The sequence below is a fragment of the Pseudomonas siliginis genome (assembly GCF_019145195.1).
Taxonomy (GTDB): domain Bacteria; phylum Pseudomonadota; class Gammaproteobacteria; order Pseudomonadales; family Pseudomonadaceae; genus Aquipseudomonas; species Aquipseudomonas siliginis.
In genome coordinates, this window is sequence record NZ_JAHSTW010000012.1 from 25073 (window position 1) to 43286 (window position 18214).

The 18214-nt window shown below is 59.9% G+C and carries 13 protein-coding genes; 11 read left to right on the top strand and 2 right to left on the bottom strand.

What is annotated here, in order from left to right:
- Nucleotides 1-20: 20 nt before the first annotated feature.
- From KVG87_RS22725 to KVG87_RS22770, 10 genes are all read left to right on the top strand, one after another.
- Nucleotides 21-1457, top strand: coding sequence for a sigma-54-dependent transcriptional regulator (locus KVG87_RS22725; protein WP_217852690.1), 1437 nt, complete (start codon nt 21-23; stop codon nt 1455-1457).
- A 733-nt stretch (nt 1458-2190) separates the two neighbouring features.
- The gene (locus KVG87_RS22730; RefSeq protein ID WP_039761624.1) at nt 2191-3591 is read left to right on the top strand and encodes a polynucleotide adenylyltransferase PcnB; all 1401 of its coding nucleotides are present in this window, start codon (nt 2191-2193) and stop codon (nt 3589-3591) included.
- Between the two features lie 3 nt (nt 3592-3594).
- A complete protein-coding gene (gene folK, locus KVG87_RS22735; RefSeq protein ID WP_217852692.1) occupies nt 3595-4080 on the top strand; it encodes a 2-amino-4-hydroxy-6-hydroxymethyldihydropteridine diphosphokinase in 486 nt (161 codons plus the stop codon).
- A gap of 436 nt (nt 4081-4516) precedes the next feature.
- Nucleotides 4517-5317, top strand: coding sequence for a 3-methyl-2-oxobutanoate hydroxymethyltransferase (panB, locus tag KVG87_RS22740; protein WP_041477826.1), 801 nt, complete (start codon nt 4517-4519; stop codon nt 5315-5317).
- A complete protein-coding gene (panC, locus tag KVG87_RS22745; RefSeq protein ID WP_056790423.1) occupies nt 5314-6174 on the top strand; it encodes a pantoate--beta-alanine ligase in 861 nt (286 codons plus the stop codon). Before panB ends, panC begins: the two co-directional genes overlap by 4 nt.
- Nucleotides 6175-6533: 359 nt before the next feature.
- Nucleotides 6534-8198: a glucose-6-phosphate isomerase gene (pgi, locus tag KVG87_RS22750; protein WP_076564140.1), complete on the top strand. Its 1665-nt coding sequence runs from the start codon at nt 6534-6536 to the stop codon at nt 8196-8198.
- Nucleotides 8199-8399: 201 nt separating this feature from the next.
- On the top strand, nt 8400-10337 hold the full coding sequence (gene acs / locus KVG87_RS22755) for an acetate--CoA ligase (protein ID WP_217852694.1): 1938 nt from the start codon (nt 8400-8402) through the stop codon (nt 10335-10337).
- Between the two features lie 135 nt (nt 10338-10472).
- Nucleotides 10473-11489, top strand: a complete 1017-nt coding sequence (locus KVG87_RS22760; protein ID WP_076564142.1) for a class I SAM-dependent rRNA methyltransferase — start codon at nt 10473-10475, stop codon at nt 11487-11489.
- A 222-nt stretch (nt 11490-11711) separates the two neighbouring features.
- Nucleotides 11712-14663 (top strand): DUF748 domain-containing protein, encoded by a 2952-nt coding sequence (locus KVG87_RS22765; RefSeq protein WP_217852696.1) that lies wholly within the window; start codon nt 11712-11714, stop codon nt 14661-14663.
- Nucleotides 14660-14959 (top strand): DUF2845 domain-containing protein, encoded by a 300-nt coding sequence (locus KVG87_RS22770; RefSeq protein ID WP_039761633.1) that lies wholly within the window; start codon nt 14660-14662, stop codon nt 14957-14959. The genes KVG87_RS22765 and KVG87_RS22770 overlap by 4 nt, the downstream gene beginning before the upstream one ends.
- Before the next feature lie 263 nt (nt 14960-15222).
- Here the strand turns inward: KVG87_RS22770 and KVG87_RS22775 are convergent, their stop codons facing one another.
- Together KVG87_RS22775 and KVG87_RS22780 are read right to left on the bottom strand one after the other, a co-directional pair.
- The gene (locus tag KVG87_RS22775) at nt 15223-15576 is read right to left on the bottom strand and encodes a BON domain-containing protein (RefSeq protein ID WP_217852698.1); all 354 of its coding nucleotides are present in this window, start codon (nt 15574-15576) and stop codon (nt 15223-15225) included.
- Between the two features lie 294 nt (nt 15577-15870).
- Nucleotides 15871-16287: a pilin gene (locus KVG87_RS22780; RefSeq protein ID WP_217852700.1), complete on the bottom strand. Its 417-nt coding sequence runs from the start codon at nt 16285-16287 to the stop codon at nt 15871-15873.
- A 226-nt stretch (nt 16288-16513) separates the two neighbouring features.
- Here KVG87_RS22780 and pilB point away from each other — a divergent pair, with 226 nt between their 5' ends.
- Nucleotides 16514-18214, top strand: coding sequence for a type IV-A pilus assembly ATPase PilB (gene pilB / locus KVG87_RS22785; RefSeq protein WP_073475466.1), 1701 nt, complete (start codon nt 16514-16516; stop codon nt 18212-18214).

The window sequence follows — 18214 nt, forward strand, 5'->3', positions numbered from 1 at the left end:
CCGTCGAGAGTATCGAATCAATGCCGCACATTTTGATCGTCGAAGACGAAACCATTATCCGCTCCGCCTTGCGCCGCCTGCTGGAACGCAACCAGTACCAGGTCAGCGAAGCCGGATCAGTGCAGGAAGCACAAGAACGCTTCACCATTCCTACGTTCGATCTGATCGTCAGCGACCTGCGCCTGCCGGGCGCTCCGGGCACCGAGCTGATCAAGCTCGGCCAGGGCACCCCGGTGCTGATCATGACCAGTTACGCCAGCCTGCGCTCGGCGGTCGACTCGATGAAAATGGGCGCGGTCGATTACATCGCCAAGCCGTTCGACCACGATGAAATGCTCCAGGCGGTTGCGCGGATCCTGCGTGATCGCCAGTCGGCGCCAGCTGCCGGCGAAGCCACGGCGAGCAAGCCTGCCGCCGGCAATGGCAAAGCCTCTGTGGATAACAGCAATGGTGAAATTGGCATCATCGGCTCCTGCCCACCGATGCAGGACCTGTACAGCAAAATCCGCAAAGTCGCGCCAACCGACTCCAACGTGTTGATTCAGGGTGAGTCCGGCACCGGTAAAGAGCTGGTGGCCCGCGCCCTGCACAATCTGTCGAAACGCGCCAAGGCGCCGATGATTTCGGTGAACTGCGCGGCGATTCCGGAAAGCCTCATCGAATCCGAACTGTTCGGCCACGAGAAAGGCGCGTTCACCGGGGCCAGCGCCGGTCGCGCCGGTCTGGTCGAAGCGGCGGACGGCGGCACCCTGTTTCTCGATGAGATCGGCGAACTGCCCCTCGAAGCCCAGGCTCGCTTGCTGCGGGTTCTGCAGGAGGGCGAGATCCGCCGCGTAGGTTCGGTGCAGTCGCAGAAAGTCGATGTGCGCCTGATCGCTGCAACGCACCGCGATCTGAAGAGCCTGGCGAAAATCGGCCAGTTCCGTGAAGACCTTTATTACCGTCTGCACGTGATTGCCCTGAAGCTGCCGCCGCTGCGCGAGCGTGGCGCCGACGTCAACGAAATCGCCAATGCCTTCCTCGCTCGCCAGAGCGCGCGGATCAATCGCACCGACCTGAAATTTGCCACCGATGCCGAACAGGCGATCCGGCACTATTCCTGGCCGGGTAACGTCCGTGAGCTGGAGAACGCTGTCGAGCGCGCGGTGATTCTCAGCGAAAGCCCGGAGATCTCGGCCGACCTGCTGGGCATCGACATCGAGCTGAGCGATCTGGAAGACGACGAGTTCATCGGTCTGCCGCCGCAAACCGGCGGTAACGCCAGCAACAGCAGCCATGAGCCGACCGAGGATCTGTCGCTGGAAGACTATTTCCAGCATTTCGTCCTCGAGCATCAGGACCACATGACCGAGACCGAACTGGCACGCAAACTCGGCGTCAGCCGCAAATGCCTGTGGGAACGCCGCCAGCGTCTGGGCATTCCACGGCGCAAGACCGGGGTTGCCAGCGAGAGCTGAGCGTTACCCACCGCGTGCGCGGGTAACGCATGACAATGTGAAAAAACTGTTACCGCAGTCGATTCACGTAACAGAAGCCGGGGTTATCGGTAACGAAACCCCGGCTTTTTTTCGCCCCTGCAAAACGGTTATATCGACCTAACCCCTTGTTTTACTGGGCGAGACAAAAGTTGGCACGCACCCTGCTATATGTTTGGTACAAGAACAATAACAAGCAATGCACAAGACAATAAAAATAAGACGAATCGACTCACGCACAATAAAAACAAGACGGCGAGAGGCGCAGCTAACTGATTCTTTTGGAGAGGCGTTGTATTTGGGGCTTGCCCCACGACCAGGCCGAGAACAACAAAAACTGTCCTAAGACAGAGCCTGTACTGGTTGGATCGACAGATCACTGCAATTCAGCGACCAAAGCAATCCGTTTGCTCTTGGCTCCCGATTGGGAGGGTCACGAAGGAAACACTTCGTGGCGAGGGCACTCAACAAAAACAAGAAGCCCGAATCAATAATAAAAAGAGCACGCAACTACTTCTTGGGGAGCTTCGGCTCCCCTTGTAGTTTCTCCCTTCCGTGAAATCTCCCCGTTTCCCTCGTTCAACCCTTGCAGCTTGCGGCTTGCAGCTCATATCTGCCGCGTCCTACACCATCCCCCGACTAAATGCTAGAATCTGCGCCCATCATGCGGTCATTCTTTTGGTATGGCCGAACATTCCTTCAAACAGTGCATCCCATGCTGAAGAAGCTGTTCCAGTCATTCCGAACTCCCGTGCGTCGTACGCAACACATCCGCAGCACCCCTGAAGTGCTCAACAGCGGCCAACATTCGCTGCAGAAAACGCAGTTCAGCCGCTATGCGGTGAATATCGTCGAACGCCTGCAAGGTGCCGGTTACCAGGCTTATCTGGTCGGTGGTTGCGTGCGTGACATGCTGTTGGGCATCACGCCCAAGGATTTCGACGTCGCCACCAGCGCCACCCCCGAGCAGGTCCGTGCCGAATTCCGCAATGCGCGGATCATCGGCCGCCGGTTCAAGCTGGTGCACATCCATTTCGGTCGCGAAATCATTGAAGTCGCGACCTTCCGCGCCAATCACCCGGTCAACGAAGACGAGGAAGACAGCAACCAGTCTTCGCGCAACGAGAGCGGGCGGATTCTGCGCGACAACGTCTACGGCACCCTGGAAGAAGACGCGCAACGCCGCGATTTCACCATCAACGCCCTGTATTACGATCCGGTCAGTGAGCGCATTCTCGATTACGCCAACGGCGTGCACGACATCCGCAATCACCTGATCCGCCTGATCGGCGACCCGAAGCAGCGTTACCAGGAAGACCCGGTGCGCATGCTGCGGGCCGTGCGTTTCGCCGCCAAGCTCAACTTCGGCATCGAGAAGCACACCGTGCAGCCGATCCGTGAGCTGGCGCCGATGCTGCGCGAGATTCCGTCGGCGCGGCTGTTCGAAGAAGTGCTCAAGCTGTTCCTCTCCGGGCACGGCGCGATCACCTTTGAAATGCTGGTTGATTTGCAACTGTTCGCCCCGCTGTTCCCGGCCAGTGCCGAGGCGCTGGAATACAACCCGGAATACACCCACACGCTGATCAGCGAAGCACTGACCAACACCGACCTGCGCATCAAACAGAACAAACCGGTGACCCCGGCGTTCCTCTTTGCCGCTCTGCTCTGGCCGGCGCTGCCGGCCCGCGTGTTGCGTCTGCAGGAACGTGGCATGCCGCCGATTCCGGCGATGCAGGAAGCCGCTCATGAGCTGATCGCCGAACAGTGCCAGCGCATCGCGATTCCGAAGCGATTCACCATGCCGATCCGCGAAATCTGGGACATGCAGGAACGCTTGCCACGCCGCAGTGGCAAACGCGCCGATCTGTTGCTGGACAACCCGCGCTTCCGTGCCGGTTACGATTTCCTCCTGCTGCGTGAAAGCGCCGGCGAGGAGACCGATGGCCTCGGCGAGTGGTGGACCGATTATCAGGACGCCAATGACAGCGAGCGTCGCGACATGATCCGCGACCTCAGCGGCAAGGGCGACGATGCCAGCGGCGCACCGCGCAAACGTCGCCGCAGCGGCGGTTCCAAGCGCAAGCGCGCCGGTGCTTCGAGCGCGACGGGCGAGTAAGCGATGGAACGCATCTACATCGGCCTGGGCAGCAACCTCGCTGACCCGGCCGACCAGTTGCGCAGCGCCATCGCGGCGCTGGGGCAATTGCCGCAGACGAGTCTTGCCGGCGTCTCAGCCTTTTATCAAAGCGATTCGCTGCTGCCGGGCCAGCCGCGTTACACCAACGCCGTCGCCGCGATCGACAGTTCGCTCGCACCGATCGAGCTGCTCGACGCCTTGCAAGCGATCGAAAATGCTCAGGGCCGCGAGCGTCTTGAGCGCTGGGGGCCACGCACGCTGGATCTGGATATTCTGCTGTTCGGCGATCGCCTGATCGATGAGCCACGGCTGAAGGTCCCGCATTACCAGATTCAGGAGCGGGCGTTCGTTCTCTATCCCTTGGCTGAGCTGGCGCCGCAGAATCTGCGTCTCGCCGATGGCCGCACCCTTCCCGCCCTGCTGGCCGCCTGCCCGTTCGTCGGCCTCGAACGCCTCTCCCAGCCCTGACAAAAATCTTCTGTGAAATGTGGTTATGTGGCGAGGGGATTTATCCCCGTTGGACTGCGAAGCAGGCCCAAATCTGACCAAGCTGCATACAAACATGGGGCCGCTCCGCGACCCAACGGGGATAAATCCCCTCGCCACAGGTCACTTGCCAATCTCCAGTTTTTGTCAGACAAAAATCCCCCCAATCAGGCCCGCCGCGCCGCTGAATCGCATCAGTAACGCCGGTAACACCGCCCGCGTAACAAGGCGGTAACACACGCAATTGACTTCCTGTTGGCTCATCACGACTATAGGCGTCCCGCTGCCGCCAACCCGGCATGAACGGGCGCAATCCAGGCCTTTCAAAGCACGACACAAGACCGTGCGCCTGAGTAGATGAAGAATCACGCGCGTGACTCGCAGCAGTTTCCAGAGCGCCTGAACGAGGATTTTTTACATGCCAGCCATCACCCTGACCACGCTCCAGAGCCTCAAGCAGAAAGGTGAAAAAATCACCATGCTGACCTGCTATGACGCGACCTTCGCCCATGCCTGCAATGAGGCCGGTGTCGAAGTGCTGCTGGTCGGCGACTCCCTGGGCATGGTCCTGCAGGGGCACGACAGCACCCTGCCTGTGACCACGGCGGAAATGGCCTATCACGTCGCCAGCGTCAAGCGTGGCAATGGCGATGCCCTGATCCTCGCCGACCTGCCGTTCATGGCCAACGCCACCCTCGAACAGACCATGAACAACAGCGCCATGCTGATGCAGGCCGGCGCGCACATGGTCAAGGTTGAAGGTCAGCTGTGGCTGGCGGAGTCGATCCGCCTGCTCGCCGAGCGCGGTGTGCCGGTGTGTGCGCACATGGGCCTGACCCCGCAAGCAGTGAACATTCTCGGTGGCTATAAAGTGCAGGGCCGCAATGAGAACCAGGCGCGGCAGATGCGTGCCGATGCGATCGCGCTGGAGCAGGCCGGTGCGGCCATGCTGTTGCTTGAGTGCGTGCCGAGCGAACTGGCGGCAGAAATCAGCCAGGCCGTGGGCATTCCGGTGATCGGTATCGGTGCCGGCAACGCCACCGACGGCCAGGTACTGGTATTGCACGACATGCTCGGCCTGTCGATCACCGGCCGCGTACCCAAATTCGTCAAGAATTTCATGCAAGGTCAGGACAGCATCCAGGCCGCGCTGAAGGCTTACGTCAGCGAAGTCAAAGCCACCACGTTCCCTGGCATCGAACACGGATTCTCTGCATGAACACCGTCAAAACCGTACGCGAACTGCGCGCCGCCGTCGCCCGCGCGCGCAGTGAAGGCAAGCGCATCGGCTTCGTGCCGACCATGGGCAACCTGCACAGCGGCCACGTCGCATTGATCACCAAGGCTACGCAGCGAGTGGATTTCGTGGTCGCGAGTATTTTCGTCAACCCGCTGCAATTCGGCGCCGGCGAAGACCTCGACAAATACCCGCGCACCCTCGCCGCCGATCAGGAAAAACTCCTCGAAGCCGGTTGTGACCTGCTGTTCGCGCCGACGGTTGAAGAGATGTACCCGGACGGCATGGCCGGGCAAACCCGGGTCAGCGTGCCGCAATTGTCCGAAGGCCTGTGTGGCGCCAGCCGTCCGGGGCACTTCGAAGGTGTGGCGACCGTAGTGAGCAAGCTGTTCAACATGGTCCAACCGGATCTGGCGATCTTCGGCCAGAAGGATTACCAGCAACTGGCGGTGATCCGCGCACTGGTGCATGACCTGAACATGCCGATCCAGATCATCGGCGAGCCGACCGTGCGTGCAGCGGACGGTCTGGCGCTGTCGTCACGCAACGGCTTCCTCAGTGAAGACCAGCGCGCCGTGGCGCCGGTGGTCTACCGCGTGCTGAGCAGCATTGCGGAATCGATTAAACAAGGTGAGCGTGATTACCCGGCGCTGATCGCTGCGCAGTTGCAGGTGCTGGAAGCGGCGGGGCTGCGTCCGGATTATCTGGAAATCCGTCATGGCCTGACCTTGCGTCCGGCGACGGCGGAAGATCGCGATCTGGTGATTCTGGTAGCGGCGTTCCTCGGCACCACGCGGTTGATCGACAACCTGCACCTGAATCTCGATAGCCCGATTTAAGCAGTAACGAATTTCCCTGTGGGAGCGAGCCTGCTCGCGAAGGCGGTGTATCAGCGACTTATAAGTTGCCTGACACTACGCCTTCGCGAGTAGGCTCGCTCCCACAAGTGTTTTCGGTGCATTCCGGTTGGGCGAAAGTCTTCCGGGCACCTCCGTTTGTCGGCCAGATTCCTCTGCGAATGTTAAAAAAGTACAGGGATCTGGTCAGACAAAGTCAAGACAGAACGCAGCGCGAGGTTTACTGTATTCGCCCTGTGTCCAGATCTCGTGTCGACGCAGTTGATCCCATGCGCTAAAAACCCGTGGTTGATCTGTACCGTGTTCAAAAGGCCGTTCAAGTAAAAAGGAAAACCGCAGCGATGGCGTACTACCGCACTCCTCACGACGTTACCGCTCTGCCCGCCTGGCAAGCGTTGAAAGATCACCGCCAAGCCATGCAGGATTTCAGCATGCGCGAAGCCTTCAACGCCGATCCGCAGCGTTTCAATCAGTTCACCCTCAGCAGCTGCGGTCTGTTTCTCGATTATTCGAAGAATTTGATCAACGCCGAGACCCGCAATCTGCTCGTGGGCCTGGCCAATGAAGTCGATCTGAAGGGCGCGATCAAAGCGTTGTTCGACGGCGAAATCGTCAACGCCTCCGAAGGCCGCCCGGCACTGCACACCGCCCTGCGCCGCCCGGTCGGCGACAAATTGTCGGTCAACGGCGTCAACGTGATGCCGGAAGTGCACAAGGTGCTGAACCAGATCACCGATCTGGTCGGCCGCATTCACGATGGCTTGTGGCGCGGTTACACCGAGAAGCCGATCACCGACGTGGTCAACATTGGCATCGGCGGCTCGTTCCTCGGCCCTGAGCTGGTGTCCGAAGCACTGCTGTCCTACGCGCAGAAAGGCGTACGTTGCCACTATCTGGCAAACATCGACGGCAGCGAATTCCACGAGCTGACGCAGAAACTGCGCGCCGAGACCACGCTGTTCATCGTTTCGTCGAAGTCGTTCAACACTCTCGAAACCCTGAAGAACGCGCAGGCCGCACGCGCCTGGTACCTGGCGCAGGGCGGCTCGGAAGCCGAGCTGTATCGCCACTTCATAGCTGTGTCGAGCAACAACGCCGCCGCTGTGGCTTTCGGGATTCGCGAAGAAAACATCTTCCCGATGTGGGACTGGGTCGGCGGGCGTTACTCGCTGTGGTCGGCCATCGGTTTGCCGATCGCGCTGGCCATCGGCATGTCCAACTTCAAGGAACTGCTGTCCGGTGCCTACACCATGGACCAGCATTTCCAGACCGCGCCGTTCGAACAGAACATGCCGGTGCTGCTGGCCCTGCTCGGCGTCTGGTACGGCAACTTCTGGGGTGCGCAGAGCCACGCGATCCTGCCGTATGACCACTACCTGCGCAACATCACCAAGCACTTGCAACAGCTGGACATGGAGTCCAACGGCAAGAGCGTGCGTCAGGACGGCACCTCGGTGTCGACCGATACCGGCCCGGTGATCTGGGGCGGCGTCGGCTGCAATGGTCAGCACGCTTATCACCAGCTGCTGCATCAGGGCACCCAACTGATCCCGGCCGACTTCATCGTGCCGATCGTCAGCTTCAACCCGGTTTCCGACCACCACCAGTGGCTGTACGCCAACTGCCTGTCGCAGAGCCAGGCGCTGATGCTCGGCAAGACCCTGCCGGAAGCCGAAGCCGAACTGCGCGACAAAGGCATGGACGAAGACGACGTGCGCAAACTCGCGCCGCACAAGGTGATCCCGGGCAATCGTCCGAGCAACACCTTGGTGGTCGAACGCATCAGCCCGCGTCGCCTCGGCGCGCTGGTTGCGATGTATGAGCACAAAGTGTTCGTGCAAAGCGTGGTCTGGGGCATCAACGCCTTCGACCAGTGGGGTGTGGAACTGGGCAAGGAATTGGGCAAAGGCGTCTACAACCGTCTGGTCGGTAGCGACGAGACCGTGGCTGACGATGCCTCGACTCAAGGCTTGATCAACTACTTCCGCGGGCGCCATCGCGGCTGATAAAAGCCTTCCGGCACAACGCTGTTCCCCTGTGGGAGCGAGCCTGCTCGCGAAAGCGGTTCGTCATTCAACACCTTCGTTGACTGACACTCCGCCTTCGCAAACAGGCTCGCTCCCACAGTTGTTTTGGCGCATGACTTGAACCTGTGCAGCGCTCGGCGCATCTTTATTCGTGTCGCACCACAAGAATAAGGAACCGTCATGTTCGATATCAGCACGTTCCCCAAAGCCGATGCCGTGCGCCAGGCCGCTCAGTTGAGCCAGGACGAGTATCGGCGCCTGTACCGCGAATCGATTGAACACCCCAGCGCCTTCTGGGCCGAGCAGGCCACGCGTTTCCTCGATTGGAGCACGCCGTGGCAGACCGTTCAGCGCTATGACCTGAAAACCGGAGAAGCCGCCTGGTTTGCCGGCGGCAAGCTCAACGTCAGTTACAACTGCATCGACCGTCACCTCAAGCAACGCGGCGAACAGACCGCCCTGCTCTGGGAAGGCGACGACCCAGCTGAGTCGGCGCAGATCACTTACAACAAACTCCATCACCACGTCTGCCGTTTGGCCAACGTGCTGAAAAGCCGTGGCGTGAAGAAAGGCGACCGGGTGTGCATCTACATGCCGATGATCCCCGAAGCCGCCTACGCCATGCTCGCCTGCGCGCGAATCGGCGCGATTCATTCGGTGGTGTTCGGCGGATTTTCCCCGGATTCCCTGCGTGATCGAATTCTCGACGCCGACTGCCGTACCGTGATCACCGCCGATGAAGGCGTGCGCGGCGGCCGCTTCGTGCCGCTGAAAAACAACGTCGACAAAGCCCTGCAAAGTTGCCCGAACGTCAGCACCGTGGTGGTCGTCGAGCGCACTCAGGGCCAAGTCGATTGGGTCAAAGGCCGTGACCTTTGGTATCACCAGGCCGTGCGCGAGGTCAGCGACGACTGCCCGCCGGAACCGATGGACGCCGAAGATCCGCTGTTCATCCTCTACACCTCCGGCAGCACCGGCAAACCCAAAGGCGTGCTGCACACCACCGGCGGCTATCTGCTGCAAGCGGCGATGACCTTCAAATATGTGCTCGACTACCGCGACGGCGAAGTGTTCTGGTGCACCGCCGACGTCGGCTGGGTCACCGGCCACAGTTACATCGTCTACGGGCCGCTGGCCAACGGTGCGACCACACTGATGTTCGAAGGCGTGCCGAGCTACCCGAGCAGTTCGCGCTTCTGGCAGGTCATCGACAAGCACAAGGTCAACATTTTCTACACCGCACCCACCGCCCTGCGCGCGCTGATGCGCGAAGGCGCCGGACCATTGAAGGAAACGTCGCGCGCCAGCCTCAGATTGCTCGGCAGCGTCGGTGAGCCGATCAACCCGGAAGCGTGGGAATGGTATTTCAATGCCGTCGGTGAACAGCGCTGCCCGATCGTCGACACCTGGTGGCAGACCGAAACCGGCGGCATCATGCTCAGCCCGCTGGTCAGCGCGCAACGGATCAAACCCGGCTGCGCGACGCAACCGATGTTTGGCGTGCAACCGGTGTTGCTGGACGAAGTCGGCAAGGAAATCAAAGGCGCCGGCAGTGGCATGCTGGCGATCAAATCGAGCTGGCCGGCGCAGATTCGCAGCGTCTACGGCGATCCGCAGCGGATGATCGACACCTACTTCAAGCCCTATCCCGGCTATTACTTCACCGGCGACGGCGCCCGCCGTGACGAGGACGGCGATTACTGGATCACCGGACGCATCGACGACGTGATCAACGTCTCCGGGCACCGCATCGGCACCGCCGAAGTGGAGAGCGCACTGGTGCTGCACGACAGCATCGCCGAGGCCGCCGTGGTCGGTTATCCCCACGACGTCAAAGGCCAGGGCATCTACGCGTTCGTGACGCCAATGAACGGCACCGAGGCCAACGAAGAGCTGAAGAAAGACCTGCTGGCGCATGTCAGCAAGGAGATCGGCAGCTTCGCCAAACCGGACCTGATCCAGTGGGCGCCGGCGCTGCCAAAGACCCGTTCGGGCAAGATCATGCGGCGTATTCTGCGCAAGATTGCCTGCAATGAGCTCGACAGTCTGGGCGATACTTCGACCCTGGCTGATCCGAGTGTGGTGCAGGACCTCGTCGACAAGCGGCTCAATACTTGAGAGCTGCAAGTTTCTAGCTACAAGCTGCAAGCTGAAGCGGTCCGCGCAGCTTTTCGCTTTTAGCTTGCAGCTAGAAACTTGCCGCTTGTAGCTCCCCGACTGCTAAGCTTCGCGTTTTTTCAGCAAGGCGCCCGCATGTCTTCCTTGAATCAGGCGCTGCGCGCCGCCCTCGATCAACGCCAGGACCTGCTCGCTGCGCTGCACAGCCAGGGCACCGATTGCTATCGGCTGTTCCACGGCAGCCAGGAAGGTGCCGGCGGCCTGACCATCGACCGCTACGGCCCGCAACTGCTGGTGCAGAGTTTTCACCAGACGCTCGAACGTGACGACCTGCTGCAACTGCACGCCATGGTCAACCAGACCCTGGGCTTCGACAGCCTGCTGGTCTACAACGACCGCTCCCGTGGCAACTCGCGGATCGATCGCGAGGACAGCATCTATAAAGCCGATGACGCCGCACTGGCGGATCTGGTCGGGCATGAATGGCGCCTGAACTACCGCGTGCGCGGGCGTCATGCCGGGCAGGATCCGCTGCTGTTCCTCGACCTGCGCAACACCCGTGGCTGGGTCAAGGATCACGCGCAAGGCAAAAGCGTGCTCAACCTGTTCGCCTACACCTGTGGTGTTGGCCTCAGTGCGGCGGCCGGCGGTGCGCGCGAGGTGTGCAACCTGGACTTTGCCGAGGGCAATCTTGCGGTCGGTCGCGAGAATGGATTGCTCAACCCGCAACTGCCGGAGATGCAATTCATTCAGTCCGATTACTTCCCGGCAATCCGCCAACTCGCCGGCCTGCCGATCAGCGTGCGACGCGGGCAGAAGCTGCCGAGCTATCAGCGCCTCGAACAGCGCCAATACGATCTGGTCCTGCTCGATCCGCCGGCGTGGGCCAAAAGCGCATTTGGCACGGTCGACCTGCTACGCGATTATCAAAGCCTGCTCAAACCGGCCCTGCTGACCACCGCCGACAATGGCGTACTGATCTGCTGCAATAACCTGGCGAAAGTCAGCATGGACGACTGGCGCGAACAAGTGCTGCGCTGCGCCGAAAAGGCCGGCCGCCCGGTGCGCGAATGGAGCGTGATGACCCCGGGTGCCGACTTCCCCTCGCGGGACCAGCAGCCACCGTTGAAGACACTGATTTTGCAGCTCTAATCCCTCAAGCATGAGCGATTACATTCCCCTGTGGGAGCGAGCCTGCTCGCGAAAGCGCAGTGTCAGTCGACTTGTTTTTCACTGAACCAGCGCATTCGCGAGCAGGCTCGCTCCCACCTGGGAGATCTATTCCTACAGAAATTTCTGAACAATCCTGTCCCACATCAAGCACTTCGGAACCAGAATCGCGTGCCATACTCCAAGGCACTCCGATTCAGACAGATGAAGCCGCACATGCCCAAAGGATTGATTCGCGCGATTGGCGCACTGCTGACAGCCCTGGCCCTCTACAGCCTGCTGGGGTTTCTGATCCTGCCGGGCATTGCCTTGCGCGTGGCCAACCAGCAACTGGCCAATTACGCGACGGTGCCGGCGCATCTGCAGCGCATCGAACTCAACCCCTTCAGCCTTGAGGTCACCCTGTGGGGCCTGGTGATCGGCGAGCCGGGCAAGGAGCAGGTCGGCTTCGACCGCCTCTATGCCAACCTGCAAATCGACAGCCTGTGGACCAAAGCGCTGCACCTGTCCGACATCGAACTGGACAAACCCAAAAGCGAAATCCTCTTCGCCAAGGACGGCAAGCTCAACCTGCTGGGCCTGTTCAACGTGCCGCCGAGCGAGCCGACACCCGCCGATCCCGACGCCAAGCCATTCCCGCTGCGTATCGACAACATCAAACTGGCCGGCGGCGTGGTGCATTTCGAGGATATGCGGCCCAGCGAGCCGATCGAATTTCTCTATAACGACCTCAGTTTCGAGCTGAAAAACCTCAGCACTCTGCCCGAGGACAGCGCCGACATGACCCTCGTCGCCATCGGCCCCGCTGGCGGGCGGATCGACTGGACGGGCAATTTCAGCCTGATCCCGTTCACCTCCGAAGGCACCCTGAAAGTCACCGATGGCCAGATGAAATCCTTCTGGCCATACGTGCGTGATGCCGTGCCGCTGGTGCTGGAAAACGGCGTGGTCAGCCTCAGCACCGAGTACAAACTCAACCTGTCGAAACAGACCGAACTGCTGCTGAGCAACGTCGCGGTGAGCATTGCGCCGTTCGCCATCAAGGCCCCGGACGGACGTCCACTGGCCAGGCTCGAACGCCTCGACGTCAGCGACACCTCGCTGGACCTGGCCAAGCAGCAAGTGGTGGTTGGCAAGATCCGCAGCAACAAACTGGAAACCTGGGCGGCGCTGGAAGCCGACGGCCAACTGGACTGGCAGAAGCTGTTCGCCAGCCAACCGTCGAAACCGGCGGCCAAAGCCGCTGCCGAACCGGCGGAAACACCTGCCGCCGCCGACTCGCCGAAACCTGAACCAAGCGCCCCGAGCAAGCCATGGCAGGTGCTAGTCAAAGATGTGCAACTGCGCAACTACACGGTCCATCTCGCCGACCGCTCGGCGCAACCGGCGGTGGCGCTGGACATCACCCCGCTGAACGTCGACCTGCAGGATTTCGACAGCCTCAACGGCTCGCCTTTCAAGCTCAAGCTCGACAGCGGTCTGGGCAAGCAAGGCAAGATCAGCGCCGACGGCACGGTCAATCTGGCCCCGGTCAACGCACAGCTCAACGTGAAAACCGAGGACGTCGACTTGCGTGTCGCGCAGTCCTACATCAACCCGTTCATTCGCCTGGAACTGCGCAGCGGCATGCTCGGCAGTGACCTCAAGGTCAACCTGAAAAGCACCGAGCCACTGGCCCTCAGCGTCACCGGTCGCGCGCAGATCGATCAACTGCACACCCTCGATACGCTGAAGACCCGCGACTTCCTCAAATGGCAGCAAGTCGTGGTCGACGGCATCAACTATCAGCACGGCGACAGCCTGTCGATCGACAAGGTCAACCTGTTGCAGCCGTATGTGCGTTTCATGATCAACGACGACCGCACCACCAACGTCGACGACCTACTGATCCCGCAACCAGCCGACAGCGGCGCCAAACCTGCCGGAGCCAAACCGGCTAGCAAGGACAAACCACTGGGCATTCACATCGGTGCGATTGCGATCAACGACGGCTCGGCCAACTTCGCCGACTTCAGCCTGACGCCGAATTTTGCCACCGCCGTGCAACAGCTCAACGGCCAGATCGGTACCATCGACAGTCGCCAGGCAAAACCGGCCAGCGTCGACATCAAAGGCAAGGTCGACCGTTATGCGCCGGTGACCATCAAGGGTGCGGTCAATCCGTTTGACCCGATGGCCAGCCTCGATATCGCCACCAGTTTCAAGCGCGTCGAACTGACAACCCTGACGCCCTACTCCGGCAAATTCGCCGGCTACCGCATCCGCAAGGGCCGGCTCAACCTTGATCTGCACTATCTGATCACCAAAGGCCAACTGAAAGCCGAGAACAAAGTCGTCGTCGAGCAGTTGCAACTGGGCGAGAAGGTCGACAGCCCTGATGCAGTGAGTCTGCCGCTGAAACTGGCGATCGCCCTGCTCAAGGACGTCGACGGCAAGATCTCCATCGAATTGCCAGTGACCGGCGACCTGAATAATCCACAGTTCAGCGTCATGCCCATCGTCTGGCAGACCCTGCGCAACCTCATCGTCAAAGCCGCCGCCGCGCCGTTCAAGATGATCGGCGGGCTGGTCAGTGGCGGCGGCTCCGAAGACCTCGGCACGGTGTCCTTCGCGCCGGGCTCCAGCGATCTGAGCAAAGACGCCGAAGCGGCGCTGGTGAAACTGTCGCAAGCGCTCAAGGAACGTCCGGCGCTGCGCCTGGAAATCGAAGGCACTGCCGCGAAGAGCAGCGATGGGCCACTGCTCGCCGAGCAACGTCTGGAACGCGAATACCAATACAACTACTACAAGATGCTCCAGCGCCGTGGCGACAAAGTTCCGGCCCAGGCCTCGCTGCTGCAAGTGCCCGAAAGCGAGAAAGGCGCGTTGCTCGAAGGCATCTACCGCACCCGCCTGAAAACCCAGCCACCGGCAGAATGGAAAGACCTGGGCAAGGAAGAACGCACGGCGAAAATGCGCCAAGGCGTGATCGCGTTCTGGAGCGGCAGCGAGGTGCTGTTGCGACAGTTGGGCCAGGATCGCGCCAGCACCATCAAGGATTACCTGGTCGACAAGGGCAAGCTCGAAGATGACCGCGTGTACTTCATCGACGCCAACCTCGGCGAGGCCGAAAGCGATGGCCGTGTGGTCACGCAAATGCACCTGGATGCCGAATGACCGTGCGTAACTGGCTGGCTGTGCTCGCTCTGACCTGCGCCGCCGGCCACGCGTCGGCTTCGGATACATTGCGCTGCGGCAGCCAGTTGATCAGCCTCGGCGACCGCGCCAGCGAAGTGCTGCAAAAATGTGGCGAGCCGGTCAGTCGCGACGTGCTCGGCTACAAGCGCAGTGCCAATCGCCGCGAAGAGTTTCAGGTCGAGGAATGGACCTACGGCCCGAACAACGGCATGTACCAGTACCTGCGCTTCGAAGGTAATCGCCTGCGGCAGATCAACAGCAAACGCGGTAATTAAGCCGTACGAAATTCACCCTGTGGGAGCGAGCCTGCTCGCGAATACGGTCTGTCTACTGACGAACTTGTCGGCTGACACTACGCATTCGCGAGCAGGCTCGCTCCCACATTGGTATCGCCCAAATAGAACAGGCCCCGACACAAGTGCCGGGGCCTGTAATGGCCACATCCGTGTGACCGTTCGCATGAACTCTAAAGTTGCGGCAGACGTATTGCTCGGCCCGTCTGTCGCGTCTTCTCCCGGTTCAGGCGAGAAGTCTTGCCTTACTCGGCTTTCAGGCCGTCAGCGGAGACCGCTTTAACGCCTTTGATTTTCTTGGCAATGCCAACGGCGACTTCTTTCTGCGACTCGGTTACCGCAGTGGTCGACGACAGGGAAACTACACCCTTGTTGGTTTCGACTTTGATGTCGGTGCCTGGAATGCCTTTTTCGGTAACCAGGTCAGCTTTGACCTTGGTGGTGATCCAGGTGTCGGAAGTAGCTTCTTTAGCCTCGGTAACTTCACCGGCAGCCAGAACCATTGGCGCTTGGGTAGCCTGAGCGGACTGGGCGAAAGCGCCACCAGCCATGGTCAGGGTCAGAGCGGTAGCAGCGGCAGTGATAGCGAACTTCTTCATACGAGTAACTCCTGTTTTTACTGGAAGTCTGCTGTAACGCTTGTCAGCAGGGTTACCGGAGATATTGCGAACGCTGTGCCAACTTTTTCGACCGCATAAAATCGTTTAAAAACAAACAGTTATGAAAAACGCTGATTTTCATTTTCATGCAAAATGCATGACGTGCGTGAAAATCACATGCAAGTTGCGGTTTTTTGGAAAGTTCATAAGCTGCTGAAATTATTGGAGCTTTTAAAAACCGTTGCGTAATAAAAAGCTCCGCAATTGCGGAGCTTTTTAAGTTGCAGGTGCGTGTCAAACGCCCGGGCAGCTCGTAGTTGTATATTCTTTCGAGCCGGAAAACTTACAGGTCCAGCCAGTGGTAGGACTGCGTGTCAGCGTTACGGTCTGGCCGAGAACAGGCGCTGGAGCGTTGAGCAGCGTACAAGTAATAGTACCCGTCCCATCGGCGACTTTTCCGGAGGCCGCCAACGTGCAATTCTGCGTGGCCGCTGTGCCGCCGTTCACGTTGGTAATGCTCGGGTCAGTCGATCCGGCATTGATCACGTCTTCAAAATTGACCTTAAGAGCTGATGCTTCCGCAATCCCAGCAATCACCTTCGACCGCGCCTGATACTTCGAATACTGAGGCAAAGCGATAGTCGCCAGAATGCCGATGATCGCCACGACGATCAGCAGCTCGATCAATGTGAAACCTTGTTGTTTTTTCATAGACACGCTCCATGCATGAGTCGAAATCTCATGATCTGAACAAGGCTCAGCACAGCCCATGCCAACGCCTTTCAGGCCCCGCCTGCTGGGCGCGCGCAATTTTCTGCGCCGTTTCCTACAACCCGCAACCGCACTATCTGACACTTTTTGTCACCTGCACCGGCCGTGTTTGGCGCTGTCACTTGACTAGGCTATAAGTCATGAACGGCAAGCGTGCGGAATCCCCATGAATGACATCGCTCTGAGCGGTCTGGCCAAGCAATTGGTCCAGGCCGAACTGCTCACGGAAACAAGCGCCCGGCAATCCTGGGCGCAGGCCCAGCGCAATCGCGTGTCGCTGGTCAATTACCTGGTACACAACAAACTGGTCAACAGCCGGCAGATCGCCGAGATCGCCTCGGAACATTTCGGCATGGCCCTGCTCGATCTCAGCTGCCTCGACAAGGAGACTCAGCCGAGGGGCCTGGTCAGTGAAAAACTGGTTCGTCAGCATTGCGCCCTGCCCTTGTGGCGGCGCGGCAACAAATTGTTCGTGGGCCTTTCCGACCCGAGCAATCAGCAGGCGATCAGCGACATCCAGTTCAGCACCGGCCTGAGCACCGAAGCGATTCTGGTCGAGGACGACAAACTCAGCGACGCCATCGACAAGTTCTTCGACAGCCACGCCTCGGGTCTGGAAGAAATGGCCGATGTCGATCTCGACGGCCTCGACGTCGAGTCCATTGATGACAACAAACAGGACGTGATCGGCGGCCTCGATGCCGACGACGCCCCGGTCGTGCGCTTCGTGCACAAAATGCTGCTCGATGCGATCAAGAGCGGCTCTTCCGACCTGCATTTCGAACCCTACGAAAAAAACTATCGGGTGCGCATGCGCACCGACGGCATGCTGCGCGAGGTGGCCAAGCCGCCGATCCAGTTGGCCGGGCGTATTGCCGCTCGCCTGAAGGTGATGGCCAGTCTGGATATTTCCGAACGGCGCAAACCTCAGGACGGGCGGATCAAGATGCGCCTGTCAAAAAGCAAATCCATCGATTTTCGCGTCAACACCCTGCCGACCCTGTGGGGCGAAAAAGTGGTGATCCGGATTCTCGACCCGTCCAGTGCACAAATGGGCATCGACGCACTGGGTTACGAAGCCGAACAAAAAGCCTTGTACCTCGCCGCGCTGAAACAGCCGCAAGGGATGATTCTGGTCACCGGCCCCACCGGCTCCGGTAAAACCGTGTCGCTGTACACCGGGCTGAATATCCTCAACACCGTCGACATCAACATTTCCACCGCCGAAGACCCGGTGGAAATCAACATGGAAGGCATCAACCAGGTCAACGTCAATCCCCGCCAAGGGCTGGACTTTGCCCAGGCGCTGCGCTCGTTTCTGCGTCAGGACCCGGACGTGATCATGGTCGGCGAGATCCGCGATCTGGAAACCGCCGAGATCGCGATCAAGGCCGCGCAGACCGGCCACTTGGTACTGTCGACCCTGCACACCAACAGCGCGGCGGAAACCCTCACGCGCCTGCACAACATGGGCATTCCCGGTTTCAACATTGCCACTTCGGTCAGCCTGATCATCGCCCAGCGCCTGGCGCGCAAATTGTGCGCGCACTGCAAGCGGCCGCTGGAAATCCCGCACGAGACCTTGCTCAAGGAAGGCTTCCCCGAGGAACGCATCGGCCATTTCACGATCTACGAGCCGGTCGGTTGCGATCACTGCAATGGCGGTTACAAAGGACGCGTGGGGATTTATGAAGTGGTAAAGAACACACCGGACCTGCAACGGTTGATCATGGCCGAAGGCAATTCGCTGGAAATCGATATTCAGATGCGCCGCGACGGCTTCGCCGATCTGCGCACTTCCGGGCTCCACAAGGCGATGCAAGGCATCACCAGCCTTGAGGAAATCAACCGGGTCACCAAGGATTGA